16 protein-coding genes are annotated in these 18,351 nt (G+C 60.4%); 8 read left to right on the top strand and 8 right to left on the bottom strand.

Annotated elements, in window-relative coordinates; translation table 11 throughout:
• The gene (locus KGA88_RS00865) at positions 1-735 is read right to left on the bottom strand and encodes a helix-turn-helix domain-containing protein (RefSeq protein WP_223588238.1); all 735 of its coding nucleotides are present in this window, start codon (positions 733-735) and stop codon (positions 1-3) included.
• A 225-nt stretch (positions 736-960) separates the two neighbouring features.
• Here KGA88_RS00865 and KGA88_RS00860 point away from each other — a divergent pair, with 225 nt between their 5' ends.
• The 8 genes from KGA88_RS00860 (at position 961) to cobA (ending at position 12,535) form a co-directional block, all read left to right on the top strand.
• On the top strand, positions 961-2,172 hold the full coding sequence (locus tag KGA88_RS00860; RefSeq protein ID WP_110660179.1) for a CmpA/NrtA family ABC transporter substrate-binding protein: 1,212 nt from the start codon (positions 961-963) through the stop codon (positions 2,170-2,172).
• Positions 2,173-2,187: 15 nt separating this feature from the next.
• Positions 2,188-2,763: an ANTAR domain-containing response regulator gene (locus KGA88_RS00855; protein ID WP_008048624.1), complete on the top strand. Its 576-nt coding sequence runs from the start codon at positions 2,188-2,190 to the stop codon at positions 2,761-2,763.
• Positions 2,764-3,098: 335 nt separating this feature from the next.
• Complete coding sequence (locus tag KGA88_RS00850) at positions 3,099-4,310, top strand: nitrate/nitrite transporter (RefSeq protein WP_110662960.1); 1,212 nt, start codon at positions 3,099-3,101, stop codon at positions 4,308-4,310.
• 7 nt (positions 4,311-4,317) lie between these two features.
• The gene (locus KGA88_RS00845; protein ID WP_223588236.1) at positions 4,318-5,985 is read left to right on the top strand and encodes a bifunctional protein-serine/threonine kinase/phosphatase; all 1,668 of its coding nucleotides are present in this window, start codon (positions 4,318-4,320) and stop codon (positions 5,983-5,985) included.
• A 290-nt stretch (positions 5,986-6,275) separates the two neighbouring features.
• Positions 6,276-8,729 (top strand): nitrite reductase large subunit NirB, encoded by a 2,454-nt coding sequence (gene nirB / locus KGA88_RS00840; protein WP_110658881.1) that lies wholly within the window; start codon positions 6,276-6,278, stop codon positions 8,727-8,729.
• Entirely contained in the window at positions 8,726-9,043 is a 318-nt protein-coding gene (nirD, locus tag KGA88_RS00835) for a nitrite reductase small subunit NirD (RefSeq protein ID WP_110658879.1), read from the top strand. Before nirB ends, nirD begins: the two co-directional genes overlap by 4 nt.
• Complete coding sequence (locus KGA88_RS00830) at positions 9,043-11,760, top strand: nitrate reductase (RefSeq protein WP_223588283.1); 2,718 nt, start codon at positions 9,043-9,045, stop codon at positions 11,758-11,760. Before nirD ends, KGA88_RS00830 begins: the two co-directional genes overlap by 1 nt.
• Positions 11,761-11,770: 10 nt before the next feature.
• Positions 11,771-12,535: a uroporphyrinogen-III C-methyltransferase gene (gene cobA, locus KGA88_RS00825; protein ID WP_223588234.1), complete on the top strand. Its 765-nt coding sequence runs from the start codon at positions 11,771-11,773 to the stop codon at positions 12,533-12,535.
• 75 nt (positions 12,536-12,610) lie between these two features.
• Here cobA and KGA88_RS00820 read toward each other — a convergent pair whose 3' ends face one another.
• From KGA88_RS00820 to KGA88_RS00790, 7 genes are all read right to left on the bottom strand, one after another.
• Entirely contained in the window at positions 12,611-13,654 is a 1,044-nt protein-coding gene (locus KGA88_RS00820) for an OmpA family protein (RefSeq protein ID WP_110658873.1), read from the bottom strand.
• Between the two features lie 107 nt (positions 13,655-13,761).
• Complete coding sequence (sigX, locus tag KGA88_RS00815) at positions 13,762-14,352, bottom strand: RNA polymerase sigma factor SigX (protein WP_095945166.1); 591 nt, start codon at positions 14,350-14,352, stop codon at positions 13,762-13,764.
• A 90-nt stretch (positions 14,353-14,442) separates the two neighbouring features.
• Positions 14,443-15,267 (bottom strand): mechanosensitive ion channel family protein, encoded by an 825-nt coding sequence (locus tag KGA88_RS00810; protein WP_007916401.1) that lies wholly within the window; start codon positions 15,265-15,267, stop codon positions 14,443-14,445.
• Between the two features lie 2 nt (positions 15,268-15,269).
• Complete coding sequence (locus KGA88_RS00805) at positions 15,270-15,518, bottom strand: CrfX protein (protein ID WP_103394917.1); 249 nt, start codon at positions 15,516-15,518, stop codon at positions 15,270-15,272.
• Between the two features lie 62 nt (positions 15,519-15,580).
• Positions 15,581-16,576 carry a zinc transporter ZntB gene (locus tag KGA88_RS00800; protein ID WP_110658871.1) on the bottom strand — a complete coding sequence of 332 codons (996 nt, stop codon included), beginning with the start codon at positions 16,574-16,576 and terminating at the stop codon, positions 15,581-15,583.
• A gap of 26 nt (positions 16,577-16,602) precedes the next feature.
• Positions 16,603-17,091 (bottom strand): ribonuclease E activity regulator RraA, encoded by a 489-nt coding sequence (rraA, locus tag KGA88_RS00795; protein WP_172435379.1) that lies wholly within the window; start codon positions 17,089-17,091, stop codon positions 16,603-16,605.
• A gap of 140 nt (positions 17,092-17,231) precedes the next feature.
• The gene (locus KGA88_RS00790) at positions 17,232-18,221 is read right to left on the bottom strand and encodes an alpha/beta fold hydrolase (protein ID WP_110658869.1); all 990 of its coding nucleotides are present in this window, start codon (positions 18,219-18,221) and stop codon (positions 17,232-17,234) included.
• Positions 18,222-18,351 lie beyond the last annotated feature (130 nt).

Here is an 18,351-nt window from a genome sequence, read left to right as displayed (position 1 = left end):
TCACTTGCCTGGAAGGTAGGTAATGTCGGCCAGGCTGCTGGGGGTGAAACCCACCAGTTCGCGAACTTCCTTGGAGAAATGCGAAGAGGAGGCAAAACCGAACTCCAGCGCCAGATCCGTCAGGGAACAGTCCTGCAGACTCATGTTCAAAAGCGCCTGGGCCGTCCGCCAACCGCGCAACGCAGGCTTGGCCGCCGTACCGAGCGCCTGCCGGCACAATCGACGAAAATGCGACACCGACACCCCATAACGCTGCGCCAGATGGGTCAGTTTTTCGCTGTGGGTGCCCTGCTCCAGTAGAAAACGCACAAGCCCGTAACTTTCAGTCTGTCGCAACACACTGGCAAAGGCCTGATAGGCCGCACCGCCAGCCATCGCCTGTTCGAGGTACCAGCGCTCTAGCGCCTGTTCCGACTGAACCTGTAGAAAAGGCACTGGCAATGCCGCCCAAGGCACCTGACGGCCTCGCCGGGTGATCGGCGCATGACCAAGATCGATGAACACCTGCAGTTTCACCAACGGTGCCTGGGCAATTGGCAGGGTCGGCATACTGCCGTTGACCTCAAATCCGCTGGTCACTGCAATCAGCCCTTCCCAGCCCATCGGCAGGCAGCAGGCCGAGACGCACCGCGCCGGGGCCAGACAAACGGCGGATTGGTCGACACGCAGATGCAGCATCTGCTCGCAAGAGCGGGTATGAGTGGAACGTGTGGCGTGTAGTGATTCGATGGGCACGCCAACCTCCTTTGCGGCCTGACGATGTGGGCCGGCAGGATGTAGGACGGGGCGTGTCGAATCCTGATGCAAATATGATGAAATCCGGGCTGGCATATGCCTTGCAGCCGTTCACGTATCAGCACGCAAACCAACGGCGGAATGCGTGCCAGGACAATGGCGTCGTTACCCGGCCTTGCGCGTGCAGGATCTGGAACGACGCTTTTTTTGCAAGGTGTGAAATCGATGAACGAACCGTCAATCGGCCCTCTGGCCTGGGTCAATGGCAGCGATGCCCCGGAAAAAACCGAAATCAATCTGGGTTTCATGGCCTTGAGCGACTGCGCCTCGGTAGTGGTCGCCGCCACCCAGGGCTTCGCCCAACCCTATGGCCTGACCCTGAACCTCAAGCGTCAATCGTCCTGGGCCAATCTGCGGGACAAACTGGTCAGCGGCGAACTCGATGCCGCCCACAGCCTCTATGGCCTGATTTACGCGGTTCACCTGGGCATCGGTGGCGTCGCCGCGACCGACATGGCCGTGTTGATGGGCCTGAATCAGAACGGCCAGAGCATCAACCTGTCCCGTGGCTTGCAAGCACTGGGGGTGACCAGTCCTGAGGCACTGGATCGGCACGTGCACCAAACTCGCCCAAAACTCACCTTCGCTCAGACTTTTCCTACCGGCACCCACGCCATGTGGCTGTATTACTGGCTCGCCGCCCAGGGCATTCACCCGCTGCTGGATGTCGACAGCGTGGTGGTGCCGCCACCGCAAATGGTTGCGCACCTGCGGGCCGGGCGTATCGACGGGTTCTGCGTCGGCGAACCCTGGTCCGCCAGCGCGGTGCAGCAGGAGCTGGGTTTTACCCTGGCGACGACCCAGACCCTCTGGCCCGATCATCCGGAAAAGGTCCTCGGCTGCACCCGCGCGTTCGTCGAGCAATACCCCAATACCGCCCGGGCATTGGTGATGGCGATTCTGGAGGCCAGCCGCTTCATCGAAGAAAGCACCGAGAACCGCCGCAGCACCGCACAATTGCTCAGTGCCGTGCAGTACCTTGACGCGCCACTGGACTGCATCGAACCGCGCCTGCTGGGCGAATACGCCGACGGCCTTGGCCATCGCTGGCAAGACCCGCACGCGCTGCGCTTGCACGGGAATGGCGAGGTCAACCTGCCGTACCTGTCCGACGGCATGTGGTTCATGACCCAGTTCCGCCGTTGGGGCCTGTTGCGCGAGGACCCTGACTACCTCGCGGTGGCCCGACAGGTGCAGCAACTGGACCTCTACCGTGAGGCGGCCAGCGCCGTCGGTGTCACTTCGTCAGCGGAAGAAATGCGCAGCAGCCAGTTGATCGACGGCAAAATCTGGGACGGCTCGGACCCGGCCGGTTATGCCCGCAGCTTCAAACTGCACGCCATGAGCGACAGCTCGCACCGATCCGCCAGCCGCTGACAGGAGACGACGAACATGTTGCGAATCCTGCTGATCAACGACACCGCGAAAAAAGTCGGGCGCCTGAAGGCCGCCCTGACCGAGGCCGGATTCGAAGTGATCGATGAGTCCGGCTTGACCATCGACCTGCCCGAACGCGTCGAAACGGTGCGTCCGGATGTGATTCTGATCGATACCGAGTCACCGGGGCGCGATGTCATGGAGCAAGTGGTGCTGGTGACACGCGACCAGCCACGACCGATTGTGATGTTTACCGACGAACATGACCCCGATGTGATGCGCCAGGCGATCAAGTCCGGGGTCAGTGCCTACATCGTCGAAGGCATTCACGCACAACGCCTGCAGCCGATTCTCGATGTGGCCATGGCACGCTTCGAGAGCGACCAGGCCTTGCGTGCCCAGCTGCATGCCCGCGACCAGCAATTGGCCGAGCGCAAGCGCATCGAGCTGGCCAAGGGGCTGCTGATGAAAATGAAGGACTGCAACGAGGAAGAGGCCTACACCCTGATGCGCCGCCAGGCAATGAGCCGGCAACAGAAGCTGATCCAAGTGGCGGAGCAGATTATTGCCATGAGTGAGTTGCTCGGGTGAAACCCTGTGGTGAATGTTCTATCGCCTTCGCGAGCAAGCCCGCTCCCACATTCGACCGCAATCAAATGTGGGAGCGGCGATCCGACTTGCTCGCGAATGGCAGCGACTCGACTTCGAGTGTTGGCACAAATCTCGCTAAGTAATCGATACAGGTAACCAACGGCGGTTGCCCCACCTACGACAAAGACGTCGCTCACCTCATTTGCCCCTGGCGAATCGGGTAGCGGCGTTTTTTCGTTTTGGCCCCACAGCACGGGGCCGGTGGTGCGGCCGTAGCGGCGCCCCACCTGCAAGCTCATGACTCCTTCCGAGACTCTTCACAGCTGAGGTGCGCGATGAATTCAAGCTTCTGGAAATCCGGCCATACCCCCACTTTGTTCGCAGCCTTCCTCTATTTCGACCTGAGCTTCATGGTCTGGTATCTGCTCGGCCCCTTGGCGGTACAGATCGCCGCCGACCTGCACCTGACGACGCAGCAACGCGGGCTGGTGGTCGCCACGCCGATTCTCGCCGGGGCGGTGTTGCGCTTCGTGATGGGGATGCTGGCTGATCGGCTGTCGCCGAAAACCGCCGGCCTGATCGGTCAGGTCATCGTCATCTGCGCCTTGTTCGGCGCCTGGAAACTCGGGATCCACAGCTACGAGCAAGCATTGCTGTTGGGTCTGTTCCTCGGCATGGCCGGCGCTTCGTTCGCCGTCGCCCTACCCCTGGCCTCGCAGTGGTATCCACCGCAGCATCAAGGCAAGGCCATGGGCATCGCCGGCGCGGGGAACTCGGGCACGGTGCTCGCCGCCTTGATCGCCCCGGTGCTGGCGGCGGCGTTTGGCTGGAGCAACGTGTTCGGCTTCGCCCTGATTCCGCTGATCCTGACCCTGGTCGTCTTCGCCTGGCTGGCCCGTAATGCCCCCGAGCGGCCAAAAGCCAAATCCATGGCCGACTACTTCAAGGCCCTGGGCGATCGTGACAGCTGGTGGTTCATGTTTTTCTACAGCGTGACGTTCGGCGGTTTCATCGGCCTGGCCAGCGCCCTGCCCGGTTACTTCAACGATCAGTACGGCTTGAGCCCGGTGACTGCCGGCTACTACACCGCCGCCTGCGTGTTCGGCGGCAGCCTGATGCGTCCCCTGGGTGGCGCCCTGGCCGACCGGTTCGGCGGCATTCGGACCCTGCTGGCGATGTACACCGTCGCGGCGATCTGCATTACCGCGGTCGGTTTCAACCTGCCGAATTCCTACGCAGCCCTGGCACTTTTCGTCTGCACCATGCTCGGTCTGGGGGCAGGCAATGGCGCGGTATTCCAATTGGTGCCGCAGCGCTTTCGCCGGGAAATCGGCGTGATGACCGGCCTGATCGGCATGGCCGGCGGCATCGGCGGGTTTGCCCTCGCGGCCGGCATGGGCGCGATCAAGCAAAGCACCGGCAACTATCAACTGGCGCTGTGGTTGTTCGCCAGCCTCGGCGTACTGGCCTGGTTCGGTCTGCACGGTGTAAAACGTCGCTGGAGGACCACCTGGGGTTCGGCCGCCGTGACGGCTGCGCGGGTCTGACGCCTCGATGAGCCTGCAACTGAGTTTCGCCGAAGCCAGCGCCATCGGTCCGCGCGAGGAAAACCAGGATGCCCTGCGCCTGGTCACGCCGGCCCCGGCGCTGGCGGCGAGCAAAGGTTATCTGTTCGCCATCGCCGACGGTGTCAGCCAGTGCGCCGATGGCGGCCTGGCGGCCCGCTCGACGCTGCAGGCCCTGGCGCTGGATTACTACGCCACGCCGGAAACCTGGGGCGTCGCGCAGGCACTCGATCGCCTGTTGCTGGCGCAGAACCGCTGGTTGCAGGCCAATGGCGGCGGCCAACCACTGCTGACCACCCTCAGTGCGCTGGTCCTGCGCGGCCGGCGTTTTACCCTGGCGCATGTCGGCGATTGCCGGGTGTATCGCTGGCACGCCGATCGATTGCAGCGAATCAGCGAAGATCACGTCTGGGACCAGCCGGGCATGCAGCATGTGCTGAAACGGGCGCTGGGCCTCGATCAACATTTGGTGCTGGATTTTCTCGACGGCGAGTTGCGCCCCGATGAAAGCTTCGTCCTGCTCAGCGACGGCGTCTGGGCGGTCCTGGGCGATACCGCCATTGCCGCGATCCTGCGGGATCAACCGGACTTGCACAGCGCCGCGCAAACCCTGGTCAATGCCGCGCACCTGGCAGGCAGCCAGGACAACGCCAGTGCCTTGCTGGTGCGGGTTGATGCCCTGGGTGAAGCGAGCATTGGCGATGCGTTGATGCACTTGCAGCAATGGCCATTGCCGCCAGCCCTGAAGCCGGGTCAGGCGTTCGAAGGCTGGCAGGTCGAGGGGATCGTCACGCAGAGCCAGCAATCGCTGCTTTATCGCGTGCGCGACAGTCAGCAACAGCCCTGGCTGCTGAAAACCCTGCCGGGGCGCCTGCACGACGATCACCAGGCCGGGCAAGCGTTACTGTCGGAAGAGTGGTTTCTCAAACGCGTGGCCGGTCGACATTTTCCTGAAGTCCATGCCGCCAGTCAGCGTCAGCATTTGTACTACGTGATGCGTGAATATTCGGGCGCTACCCTGGCGCAACAGCATGAGCAAAGCGGACCGTTGCCGCTGCCCCATTGGCAAGACATCGCTGAACGCTTGCTGCGGGCGGTCGGTCTGTTGCACCGACGGCAGATCCTACATCGCGATATCAAACCGGAGAACCTGCTGCTGGGGGACGACGGTGAGTTGCGCCTGCTGGATTTCGGCCTCGCCTACTGCCCCGGTCTCTCGCAAGACCTGCCCTGGGCACTGCCGGGCACACCGAGCTACATCGCCCCCGAAGCCTTTCGCGGAGAAATGCCGACACCACGCCAGGACTTGTACGCCGTCGGTGTGACCCTGTATTTCCTCCTCACCGGGCACTATCCCTATGGCGAAATCGAAGCGTTCCAGCGCCCGAGGTTTGGTCTCCCGGTCAACGCCAGCCGCTACCGGCCCGACCTGCCGGACTGGATCGCCCATAGCCTGGAGCGCGCCGTGGCAGCAGCCCCCGACCAGCGTTTCGAAACGGCGGAAGAATGGTTGCTGCTGATCGAACAGGGCGAACGGCGCAGCTTGAGTGTGCGCCCCAAGCCGTTGCTGGAGCGCGAACCGCTGAAAGTCTGGCGGACCTTGGCGCTGGTTTCGTTGCTGCTCAACCTTGTGCTGCTGGTGGTTGCGCTCCATTAGCGGGCAACGCGCTTTGAATCGGTGCGTTCCCTCACGGTTCTGCCCTTGCGAACGGGATAAAAGCCAACAAACAAGGGACCTGAGCGACTTGGCACAACCGCTGCATTACCTCTTGCAACAGACATAAAGCGCGGGCTTCAACGACGAAGGCTGCACTTCCCGAGAGAACGGGACCAGGACAAAGGCGTCCTCGCTAGGCAACTAGCGGGACGCCTTTTTTTGTTTGCGCAAAATTTGTCGAGCATGGCCTGAACCCTGATGAGGCCAACCTGAGCTCCCCGGAGAACCTGATGAAAAAATTAAAACTGGTGATGATCGGCAACGGCATGGCCGGGGTCCGGACCCTGGAAGAGCTGCTCAAGCTGAGCACAGAGCTGTACGACATCACGGTCTTCGGTGCCGAACCCCACACCAACTACAACCGCATCCTGTTGTCGCCGGTGCTGGCGGGCGAACAAACCTTCGAAGAGATCGTGCTCAACGACCTGGACTGGTACCTGGAAAACAACATCAAGCTGCTGCTCAACCGCAAAGTGGTGGAGATCGACCGGGTCAAGCGCCGGGTCATTGCCGAAGACGGCAGCGCAGCCGAATACGATCGCCTGCTGATCGCCACCGGCTCGACGCCCTTCATCCTGCCCATTCCCGGCAACACCCTTGAGGGCGTGATCGGCTACCGCGACATCGCCGACACCCAGGCCATGATCGACACCGCGAAAACCCATCGGCACGCCGTGGTGATCGGGGGCGGCCTGCTCGGCCTGGAGGCCGCCAACGGCCTGATGCTGCGGGGCATGCACGTCACCGTGGTGCATATCGGCGAGTGGTTGCTGGAGCGGCAACTGGACAAGACCAGCGGCCAGCTACTGCAAACCGCCCTGGAGTCTCGCGGCCTGCACTTTCGCCTGAGCGAGCAGACCCAGGCCTTGCACGACGCGGGCAACGGCCGGGTCGGTTCGGTGCAATTCAAGAACGGCGACATCATCCCCGCCGACCTGGTAGTGATGGCCGCTGGCATTCGCCCCAATACCGCACTGGCGGAGAAATCCGGTCTTCCGTGCAGCCGCGGGATTCTGGTCAACGACACAATGCAGACCTACGACCCACGGATCTATGCCATCGGCGAGTGCGCCAGCCATCGCGGCATTGCCTATGGCTTGGTGGCGCCGTTGTTCGAACAGGCCAAGGTCTGCGCCAACCACCTCGCCCAACTGGGTTTTGCCACCTACAAGGGCTCGGTGACCTCGACCAAGCTGAAGGTCACCGGCATCGACCTGTTTTCCGCCGGCGACTTCATGGGCGGCGAAGGTACCGAGACCATCACCCTCTCGGACCCGATTGGCGGGGTCTACAAGAAACTGGTGATCAAGGATGACGTGCTGGTCGGCGCCTGCCTGTACGGCGATACGGCAGACGGCGGCTGGTATTTCCGGCAGATCCGTGAGAATCACGCCATCGGCGAGATCCGCGATCATCTGATGTTCGGCGAAGGCGCCCTCGGAGACGTAGGACACCAAGGCCAGGACAAAGCCATGAGCATGGCCGACACGGCCGAAGTCTGCGGCTGCAACGGCGTGTGCAAGGGCACCATCGTCAAGGCCATTCAGGAACACGGGCTGTTCAGTGTCGACGACGTCAAGAAACACACCAAGGCTGCCAGCTCCTGCGGCTCCTGCGCCGGCCTCGTCGAACAGATCCTGATCAACACCGTGGGCGGTGCGGCGGACGTCAAACCGAAAAGCGAAAAGGCCATCTGCGGCTGCAGCGACCTCAACCACGGGCAAATCCGCCAGGCCATCCGCGAGCAGCACCTGCTGACCATCGCCGGCACCATGAGCTACCTGAACTGGCGCACCCCCAACGGCTGCGCCACCTGCCGCCCGGCGCTCAACTACTACCTGATTTCCACCTGGCCCGGGGAAGCCAGGGACGATCCGCAATCGCGCCTGATCAACGAAAGGGCTCACGCCAACATTCAGAAAGACGGCACCTACTCTGTAGTCCCGCGGATGTGGGGCGGCGTGACCAATCCTTCGGAACTGCGGCGCATTGCCGACGTTGCCGACAAATACAACGTGCCGATGGTCAAGGTCACCGGTGGCCAGCGCATCGACTTGCTGGGCATCCGCAAGCAAGACCTGCCGGGGGTATGGAAAGACCTGGACATGCCGTCCGGCCACGCCTACGGCAAATCCATTCGCACCGTGAAAACCTGCGTCGGCAGCGAGTTCTGCCGCTTTGGCACGCAGAACTCCACACAACTGGGCATCGAACTGGAACATGACCTGTTCAACATGTGGTCACCGCACAAGGTGAAACTGGCTGTCTCCGGTTGCCCGCGCAATTGCTCGGAAGCCGGCATCAAGGATGTGGGAATTATCGGCGTGGACTCCGGCTGGGAGATGTACATCGGTGGCAACGGCGGGATCAAGACCGAAGTCGCGGAATTCTTCGTCAAACTGAAAACCGCCGAAGAAGTCCGCGAATACAACGGTGCATTCCTGCAGCTCTATCGCGAAGAAGCCTTCTACCTCGAACGCACCGTGCACTACCTGCAACGGGTCGGCATGGAACACATCAAGAAAGCCGTGCTTGAGGACCCGGAGCGTCGCAAGGCACTCAACGATCGCCTGCAATTCTCCCTGTCGTTCGAACAGGACCCGTGGAAAGAACGCCTGGAACAGCCCCAGCTGAAAAAAGAATTCGACGTCATCCCCGTGAAAAACCTGGAGGTGCTGGCATGAACTGGCTGGATATCTGCGCACTGGAAGAGATCAACGCCCTGGGCTCGCGGATCATCGCCGGGCCAAAGGGAGACATCGCGATTTTTCGTACCAGCGACGACGAAGTGTTCGCCCTTGACGACCGCTGCCCGCACAAGGGTGGCCCGTTGTCCCAAGGTCTGGTCTACGGCAAGCGGGTGGCCTGCCCGTTGCACAACTGGCAAATCGACCTGCAAAACGGCGAAGCCCTGGCCCCGGACATCGGCTGCGCCCACCACCATCCGGCCCGGGTGGAAAATGGCCGGGTGATGCTGGCCCTGCGGGATGCAGGATGATGGACCGCCAGATCACTGCGTCCACCTGCTGTTACTGCGGGGTCGGCTGCGGCGTGCTGATCGAGCACGACGGTTCACGCATCCTCGGCGTCAGCGGCGACCCGACGCACCCGGCCAATTTCGGCAAACTGTGCAGCAAGGGTTCGACCCTGCACCTGACCGGCGACTTGACGGCGCGGGCGCTGTACCCCGAACTGCGCCTCGGCAAAGGCCTGGCCCGCCACCGCACCGACTGGGATTCCGCCCTCGATCACGCCACCAGCGTGTTTGCCGCGACCATCGCCGAACATGGGCCGGACAGCGTAGCGTTCTACATTTCCGGGCAACTGTTGACCGAGGACTACTACGCCTTCAACAAGCTGGCACGTGCCTTGGTAGGCACCAACAACATCGACAGCAATTCGCGCCTGTGCATGTCCTCGGCGGTGGTCGGCTACAAGCGCAGCCTGGGTGCCGACGCGCCGCCCTGCAGCTACGAAGACCTGGAATTGAGCGATTGCGTGATGATCGTCGGCAGCAACATGGCCTACGCCCATCCGGTGCTGTTCCGGCGGCTGGAAGAAGCCAAGTCCCGTCGGCCGCAGATGAAGGTCATCGTCATTGACCCGCGTCGTACAGACACTTGCGATCTGGCTGACCTGCACCTGGCGATTTTGCCGGGCACCGATGTCGCCTTGTTCCATGGGATTTTGCATCTGCTGCTGTGGGAAGACTGGATCGATCGTGACTTCATCCGGGACCACACTCAAGGCCTGGCCGAGCTGAAAAGCCTGGTGCGTGACTACACGCCGCAAATGGTTTCGCAGCTCTGCGGCATCAGCGTCGGGCAATTGCAGCAGTGCGCCGAGTGGATCGGCACTTCACCCAGCTTTCTGTCGCTGTGGTGCATGGGCTTGAACCAGTCCACCGCCGGCAGCGCGAAAAACAGTGCCTTGATCAATCTGCACCTGGCCACCGGGCAGATCGGTCGTCCCGGTGCCGGACCTTTCTCCCTCACCGGTCAGCCAAATGCCATGGGTGGGCGGGAAACCGGCAGTTTGTCCAACCTGCTGCCCGGCCATCGCGATGCGACCAATGCGCAGCACCGTGCACAAGTGGCGTCCTACTGGGGCGTCGAACAACTGCCGGAAAATCCCGGGCTCACCGCGATCGAGCTGTTCGAGCAAGTGCGCAGCGGCAAGATCAAGGCATTGTGGATTGCCTGCACCAACCCCGCGCAATCCATGCCGGACCAGACGACAGTGCGCGAAGCGCTGCAGGCCTGCCCCTTCGTGGTGTTGCAGGAAGCCTTTCGCACCACTGAAACCGCGAAGTTCGCCGACCTACTGCTGCCCGCCGCCAGCTGGGGGGAAAAGGAAGGTTGCGTCACCAACTCCGAACGGCGCATTTCCCACGTACGCCAGGCAATCGTCGCACCGGGTGAGGCGCGGCCGGACTGGACAATTACGGTAGATTTCGCACAACGCCTGGAAAAATATCTGCGCCCCGGCCAAACCAGCCTGTTTGATTTTGATAATCCCGCCCAGGTCTTTGACGAATACAAACTGCTGACTCGCGGACGTGATCTGGACCTGTCCGGTATCAGCCATGCGTTGATCGATCGTCTCGGTCCGCAGCAGTGGCCCTTCCCTGCCGGAGCCGTAGAGGGCATGGCACGCCTTTACGTCGACGGGGTATTTGCCACTGCCAATGGTCGCGCGCAGTTCGTGGCCGACCCATACCACGCCGCCAAAGAGCAACGCGATGCACGCTTCCCGCTGACCCTGATCACCGGCCGCCTGCGCGATCAATGGCACGGCATGAGCCGCACCGGCACCGCCGCGCAGCTGTTCGGTCATGTCGGTGAAGCGCAGGTGAGCCTGCACCCGGACGAACTGCGCCGCCATCGCTTGCAGCCTGGGGATCTGGTCAGCCTGAAAAGCCGGCGCGGTGCGGTCATCGTTGCGGTCGCCAGCGATGACAGCGTGCGTCCTGGCCAGGCCTTTTTGCCGATGCATTGGGGCGATCGCTTTCTCAAGGGCGGAGTGAACAGCCTCACCTTGTCCGCATTCGATCCTTTGTCGAAACAGCCCGAACTCAAACACAGCGGCGTTCGCCTGGATCCGGTCGATTTGCCCTGGAAACTGTTCGCACTGATCGAGGGCGATGTTCAACGGCATTTCGAGACGCTACGACCGCTCTGCGAGGCGTTTTCCTACGTCAGCCTTAGCCTGGTTGGCCGTGAGCGCCCTGCTCTGCTGGTACGGGCGGCCAATGCTTCAGCACCGTCGGCAGAGCTGCTAAGCGAAATCGATAAAAGCCTGGCGCTCGATGACGGCCCGGTGCTGGTTTACGACGACCCTCGCCGAGCCATTGGCAAGCGCGTGCGGATCGAAAATGGCCGGATCACTGCCATTCGACTGGCCGGTGAAACCCTGGCCCAACACTGGTTGCAGGGGCTGTGGCTCGAAGGTCGCGCGGACCAGCAACTGCGGCGCTGGCTGCTTGCGCCGCTGAGCGCACCACCGGGCAATCTCGACGCGCCCGTCAACGCGAACAAGATCCTGTGCAATTGCAAGAACGTCGGCCAAAACGCGATCTGCGCCGGCATCAGTCGTGGCCTGGACTTGCAGGGACTCAAGCAAGAACTGGGTTGCGGCACGCAATGCGGGTCCTGCGTTCCGGAAATCAAACGCTTGCTGGCTGCCACGGCGCGGCCAATCACCGTCTTCTCGTGAGGAAAACACTATGAGTGCAAAAGTCTGGCTGGTAGGTGCGGGCCCGGGTGATCCGGAGTTGCTCACGTTGAAAGCGGTACGCGCCTTGCGCGAAGCCGATGTGGTGTTGATCGATGACCTGGTCAATGTCGCGGTACTCGAGCATTGCCCTCGGGCGCGGATCATCCCGGTGGGCAAGCGTGGTGGCTGCCGCTCCACCCCGCAAGCGTTCATCCATCGCCTGATGCTTCGTTATGCCCGCCAGGGTAAATGCGTGGCGCGGCTCAAGGGTGGCGATCCGTGCATTTTCGGCCGTGGAGGTGAAGAGGCGCAGTGGTTGCGTGAGCGTGGAGTCGAAGCCGAGTTGGTCAATGGCATCACTGCCGGACTGGCGGGGGCAACGCAATGTGATATCCCGCTGACCTTGCGCGGTGTGGCCCGCGGCGTGACCCTGGTCACCGCACACACCCAGGACGACAGCCAGTTGAACTGGCAGGCGCTGGCCCAAGGCGGAACGACGCTGGTGATTTACATGGGAGTGGCCAAGCTCGGTGAAATCCGCGAACAGCTATTGGCTGGCGGCATGGCAACGGGCACACCCGTGGCCATGATTGAAAACGCGTCCTTGCCTCATCAGCGGGAATGTCGGAGTACTCTCACAGCGATGGACGAAGCTGCCTGCAGATTTCAGCTGAAAAGCCCTGCCATCCTGGTGATCGGCGCGGTAGCGGCCTGCGCAACTCAATCCCTGTGGGAGTGTGATTTGCCTGTGATGGCGGCAGATCAGTCAGCGTAGCTTCACCTGTTTCACCAAATCGCAGACAAAGAAAAGCCCGGCCTAAGCCGGGCTTTTCTCAGAGCGGCGAGCTAATTACTTAGCTTGAGCTTCAACCTGCGCTTCTACGCGACGGTTAACAGCGCGGCCAGCGTCAGTTTTGTTGTCGGCAACTGGGCGGGATTCGCCGTAGCCAACAGACTGAACGCGGGACGATTCAACACCGTACTGGTTGGTCAGAACTTGTTTAACGGCGTTTGCACGACGCTCGGACAGTTTCTGGTTGTAAGCGTCAGGACCGACGGAGTCAGTGTGACCTTCAACAGTAGTGGTGGTGGATGGGTACTGCTTCATGAAGTCAGCCAGGTTCTTGATGTCGCCGTAGCTGTTTGGCTTGACTACCGACTTGTCGAAGTCGAACTTCACGTCCAGCTCTACACGTACGACTTCAGCAACAGCTGGGCAGCCATCAGCGTCAACAGTTACGTTGGCTGGGGTGTCCGGGCACTTGTCAACGTTGTCGCAAACGCCATCGTTGTCGCTGTCGGAGCAAACTTCTGGAGCTGGAGCTGCAGCAACAGGCTTGTTGCCGCCACCGAAGTTAACACCCAGGCCTACGGACGGGATGTAGTCCCACTTGCCGTTGTCCAGCTTGTAGTCAGCTTCAACGCCAGCACGAGCGTAGACGTTTTCCAGGAAGTAGTACTTCAGGCCAGCGCCTGCAGTCAGGAAAGTCGACTGGTCACGACCGGTGTGGCCGTCAGCGGCTACGTTGGTCATGCTGCCGTGCTTAACACCACCTTGAACGTAAGGACGCAGAGCGTCGCCAGCGTTGTTGAAGTGGTACTGAGCGTTCAGACCGAACTGGTCGCCCTCGATTTTCTGATGGCCAGTACCGTTGTTCGAACGGGTGTGGTCGTCATTGTTGTAGGTCAAGTTCAACGATACGTCGTCGGTCAAGAAGTAACCGATGGAGGCGCCAGGAGTGTAGCCGTCTTCAACGTTCTTAACGCTGTCGTTGTACTTCTTCCCGTAGTTGAGCTCGCCTTCAACTGCGCCTTGGCCTTGTGCCAATGCGCCGAACGAAGTAGCGGCAATAAGAGTACCAATGGCCAAGCCCAAGGTGTTTTTCAGTTTCATCCGTTAAATCCCCATCTGGTGATTGTGAAGCAGTCCCGCAAACCGGGGGACAACTCGGCGGCAAGTCTAACAGAACTTGCCTACACGTAAGAGATATTTGCGCTGAACTAAGTTTCAGCAATGCCTGCAAATTTCTCACGCAATTTATCTAGAGCGCGTTTGTACCGCATTTTTGTTGCACTCAAACCCATATGCATGATGTCTGCGATCTCCTGAAACTCCAGCTCTGCGACAAATCGTAGCACCAGAATCTCCCGGTCGATCGGATTCACATACACCAGCCAGCGATCAAGTCCACCTTTTTCCTCAGGTTTCGGCGTCTTTTCTTCGGACGCTTCCTCGAGGGGGTCAAGACTCAATGCGTCCATCAAGCGACGCTTTCGCCGTTCCTTCCGATACTGCGTGATGCACTCGTTGTACGTGATGCTATATAGCCATGTCTTGAACTTCGATTTCCCCTCGAAGTTCTTCAGGCCATACAGCACCTTCAACATGACCTCCTGACAGACATCGTCTGCATCACGATCGTTCCCGAGATATCTTGCACACACATTAAATAATGTCCGCTGGTAACGCCGCATCAGTTCTTCATAGGCGCGTGTTACGTGAAACAGCTCGGAATGCGAGCGCGCGACCAACTCCTCATCAGAGAGCTCGCGGGGGTCGTAGCGCATGGATAGCGATTGGGCTTTATTCAAAACAAGTCGGGCCGACAGTCAGGTCAATGTCCGCCGCAGCCAGCGTCAGCAGGCATTTTGCGGCGGCATACATTAGCAGGGTTTGCCGGGTTAGCGGCTACTCACATGCTGCTCAAGGAGGATCCGATTGGAAAGAGAGACTAGCTCACCCTCATCGGTCAGCAATGTGGTTTTAACCGTGCCGATCTCTTCGATCTGGCCTTCGACCTCGCCAACACGCACTTGTTGCCCAACCTGGTACAGCTCACGCACGTAGATTCCCGCAAGAATCTGGCCGGCAATTTCCCGGCTTCCCAAACCCATCGCCAGCGCTACCGCCAGACCAACGGTTATCAACACGATCACGATCACATGGTTCAGCAGGTCAGTCTTGACCTCCAACTGGCTGATCGCCACCGAAATACTGATGATGATCACCAGGCCCTGGGCAATTCGTCCAAGTCCCGAAGCATAGTCCAGACCTACGCCTTCTGCCGCCCCGCGCACCAGCCCATTGGCCAGTTGCGCCAGCAAAACACCCACCAGCAACACCAGCGCGGCGCCAAATACCTTCGGCAAATACAACGCAAGCATATCCAGCGTAGCTGATACTCGCTCAAGTCCAAGGGATTCTGCGGCAGAAACCAGAAAAATAAGCAGAACGAACCAATAGACGATCTTGCCGATCAGGGTCGAGATAGGAACTTGCAATCCAGCGCGGGACATCAGCTTGGTCAGGCCAGTGCCGCCCATCAAGCGGTCGAGGCCCAATTTGGCGAGCAGTTTGGAGAGCAAGGTGTCCAGCAGTTTGGCCACGACAAAACCCAACAGCAGCACAACCAGTGCGCCGAACAGGTTCGGAATGAAGTTCGCAACCTTGGTCCACAACGCAGTCATTGCAGTGACGAGGCTCTGAGTCCAGAGATCAAGTTCCATATTCAATCAGCCTTATCAGCAGTGCGGGCAGCGGATTTACGAAGACGGGATACCGGCGCGACATGGGCCGATCCGTTATTAAGGGCAATCATCAGTGCGGGCAACCAACGCCCCAGCAGGCTGAACAAATCACCTGCGCCGACCTGGCGGTTGGCGGTTTTCAGTACACGCCCCAGGCACGCATCGTCGTCCCGGGTGGACGGCGAGGCATTGAGCATATCGCGTAAAGACTGTTCAAACGGATCGTGCATACGCACCTCTCGTGATGTCTGTGGGAGACGCGGTCAGTTTTGGTCGGGTCACATGGTTGCCCTCAGACCCAGCGCAAACGTCGGAACAACCACCACTGCCCCAGCGCCACCGAGACCATCATCAGGCAGGCGATCAGAAAGCCATAAGGGCTGGCAGAGAACGGAATTCCACCGACGTTGATCCCCAAAAGCCCGGTCAGAAAACTCATCGGCAAAAATATCCCGGTGATGATCCCGAAGCGATACATCGTGCGATTCATGCGCACGCTCAAGCGACGGTCTTCAGCTTCCAGGACCAGCCCCACCCGCTCCCGGGTCAATTCCAGCTCTTCGAGATAACGGGTCAGGCTGTTGTTCAATTCGTTCCAGTAATCCCCATCGTCCTCGACGAACCACGGCAACTTGATCCGCGTCAGCTGCCCGAAAATGTCCCGCTGCGGAGCAAGAAAGCGCTTCAACGCAGCCGCCCGGCGACGAATCTGCAAAACCGATCCGTGCTCAGGAGTATACCGTTCGTCGGCATCCAGCTTTTCTTCTTCCTCATCGACCACTTCCGAGAGACAGCTGACCAGATCCTGCACCTTGTTGGTGAGGTACTGCGCCATGCAAAGAATGAGTTCGGAGGCGGTTTTCGGCCCTTTGCCATCGGCCAGTTGCACCAGCAGTTCTTCAGTGGCGCGCAACGGACGCAAACGCAGGGAAATGACACGCTGTGCGGAACCGAAGATCCGTACCGACACCATGTCCTCAGGCTCGGCACCCGGATTAAGGTTTACCCCACGCAAAAATAGCAGCAGTTCGCTGTCCGAAAGCTGTAAAAGCCGCGGACGGGTGTTTTCTTCGAGCAGGAGGTCACAGCTGAATTCGCTCAGACCGCTGGATTTGCGTAACCAGGTGTGGGTTTGCGGATGACTGCGATCCCAGTGCAACCACAGGCTTTCATGGGCCTGCAGTTGCAAGTCGTCAAGTTCAGTCCGGGCAATCGAACGCGCGCCGCCTCTACCGTCAAGCACCAGGGCATGCACCAGCCCCCATTGCGCGTTTTCTTCCTCGAACATCCGCACTCCTTTAGTCGGCCAGCGCTTTATTCAGGCATTTTCAGCGGGCTTGGCGAGATGATCACGCCGTTGTTGTCCGCATAGATGTAATGACCCGGATGGAAGGTCACGCCAGCGAAGGTCACGGCAACGTTGAGATCGCCGATACCGCGCTTGTCGGTTTTCATCGGGTGGCTGGCCAGCGCCTGAACCCCCAGGTCGGTTTGCGCAATGACGTCGACGTCACGGATGCAACCGTAGATCACCAAGCCTTCCCAGCCATTTTTGGCCGCTTTCTCGGCGAGCATGTCACCCAGCAGCGCGCGGCGCAGGGAACCACCGCCATCGACCACCAGAACCTTGCCATCGCCCTTGAGCTCGACTTGCTCCTTGACCAGCGAGTTGTCTTCGAAGCACTTGATGGTCACGATTTCGCCACCGAAGGAATCACGGCCGCCGAAATTGCTGAACATCGGTTCCAGCACCTGCACCAGTTCCGGATAGGCATCGCACAGGTCAGGCGTGAGGTAATGGATCATCGAGAAACTCCTGTAAAGAGGAAGACAGCACGAACATCAGTGATGACTCGGTCACGCAAAATGACCGGAACAGCTCAATGCGTCATATCTTAGCCGCAAGCTGATCAGAGCGAAATGCCCTTGTTAGAGCATCAGGCTCAAACCGCCGCGGCCAAATCCCGTTGATCGCCCAACAGTGATGCCTGTTGATCCGCCAGCCAGCGGGTCACCAGCGGCCAGACTTCGGCCTGGGCAGGCTTGCTGACGAGCATTTCAACGTGACCGAAATTGTCGCCGAAGCCCTGCTCGCGCCCCAGATTGATGAATTGCTTGTGCTCGGAACCGAACTGCTCGAACAGTTTGCGGCACGCCCACGCAGGATCCTGATGATCACCCGCCGCGCTCACGGCAAGCACCGGCAACTTGACCTCGGCCAAACCGGCCCACCAGTTTTTATCGGCATCGCCAAATCGCCCGAACAGACCGAACCAGCGCATGCTTTCCAGGGCCAGGCCGATAGGCTCGTCCTCCGGGCCGCGCTTGAGCCTTGAGCCGGACAACTGGGCAAACCGCTTGAGAATGAAGCGACCGCCCCACTCCACCGGCGGAATCTTCAAAGGCCAGTAGGTACGACTGACCTGGGTACCGAAAAACGCCGCCGAGGCCACCACCGGCTCACCGATGTACTCGCCGCCCAGCGCCGCCGCCAATGTAATACCGCCCAGCGAGTGACCGATCCAGTGCGGAACCTGCCCGCTCTGCTCACGCACGAACGCGCCAATGGCCGGCAGGTCATAGCGAGCGTAGTCGGCCACGCGGTTCTTGCGGTAGTCGTGGTTACGCTGGGACAAGCCGTGACCGCGCATTTCCGGAATCCAGACATCGAACCCCAGGCGGGCCAGATAAGCGCCCAATCCCAAGCCCTTGGGAGAAAACCAGAACCGGCGATTGGAGAAGCTGCCGTGCAGCAGGATCACCGGCACGCCACGGGAAGACGACTCATCGGCCATGCCGAGACGCGTCACTGCCAACTCGACGGTGAAGTCGGGGCTGTTGCCGGGTTTCAAACGATACACATCTTCGCTCAGATCGCCGCGCCGTTCGGCGCTGATCAGGGCGACAGGAAATAGGTTGCTGCTGCTTTGCATAATCTCTTGCACAAAAAAGGGCGGCATCCAGATGGAGCCCGCCCTGCTTGAATCTCAAAAAGACCACTCCCCTGTAGGAGCGAGCTTGCTCGCGAAGCACTTCAGGACACCGCGTTTATCCAGAATAAAC

The sequence above is a fragment of the Pseudomonas sp. A-R-19 genome, assembly GCF_019956575.1.
Lineage (GTDB): Bacteria > Pseudomonadota > Gammaproteobacteria > Pseudomonadales > Pseudomonadaceae > Aquipseudomonas.
Note: the sequence above shows the minus strand (reverse complement) of the source record. Positions and strands in the feature narration are given on the sequence as shown.

Excerpts from the sequence above, each read along its gene's own strand:
- KGA88_RS00860 (WP_110660179.1), top strand. The coding sequence starts at position 961 with ATGAACGAACCGTCAATCGGCCCTCTGGCCTGGGTCAATGGCAGCGAT.
- KGA88_RS00855 (WP_008048624.1), top strand. The coding sequence starts at position 2,188 with ATGTTGCGAATCCTGCTGATCAACGACACCGCGAAAAAAGTCGGGCGC.
- KGA88_RS00850 (WP_110662960.1), top strand. The coding sequence starts at position 3,099 with ATGAATTCAAGCTTCTGGAAATCCGGCCATACCCCCACTTTGTTCGCA.
- KGA88_RS00845 (WP_223588236.1), top strand. The coding sequence starts at position 4,318 with ATGAGCCTGCAACTGAGTTTCGCCGAAGCCAGCGCCATCGGTCCGCGC.
- nirB (WP_110658881.1), top strand. The coding sequence starts at position 6,276 with ATGAAAAAATTAAAACTGGTGATGATCGGCAACGGCATGGCCGGGGTC.
- nirD (WP_110658879.1), top strand. The coding sequence starts at position 8,726 with ATGAACTGGCTGGATATCTGCGCACTGGAAGAGATCAACGCCCTGGGC.
- KGA88_RS00830 (WP_223588283.1), top strand. The coding sequence starts at position 9,043 with ATGGACCGCCAGATCACTGCGTCCACCTGCTGTTACTGCGGGGTCGGC.
- cobA (WP_223588234.1), top strand. The coding sequence starts at position 11,771 with ATGAGTGCAAAAGTCTGGCTGGTAGGTGCGGGCCCGGGTGATCCGGAG.
- KGA88_RS00820 (WP_110658873.1), bottom strand. The coding sequence starts at position 13,654 with ATGAAACTGAAAAACACCTTGGGCTTGGCCATTGGTACTCTTATTGCC.
- KGA88_RS00810 (WP_007916401.1), bottom strand. The coding sequence starts at position 15,267 with ATGGAACTTGATCTCTGGACTCAGAGCCTCGTCACTGCAATGACTGCG.
- KGA88_RS00805 (WP_103394917.1), bottom strand. The coding sequence starts at position 15,518 with ATGCACGATCCGTTTGAACAGTCTTTACGCGATATGCTCAATGCCTCG.
- KGA88_RS00800 (WP_110658871.1), bottom strand. The coding sequence starts at position 16,576 with ATGTTCGAGGAAGAAAACGCGCAATGGGGGCTGGTGCATGCCCTGGTG.
- KGA88_RS00790 (WP_110658869.1), bottom strand. The coding sequence starts at position 18,221 with ATGCAAAGCAGCAGCAACCTATTTCCTGTCGCCCTGATCAGCGCCGAA.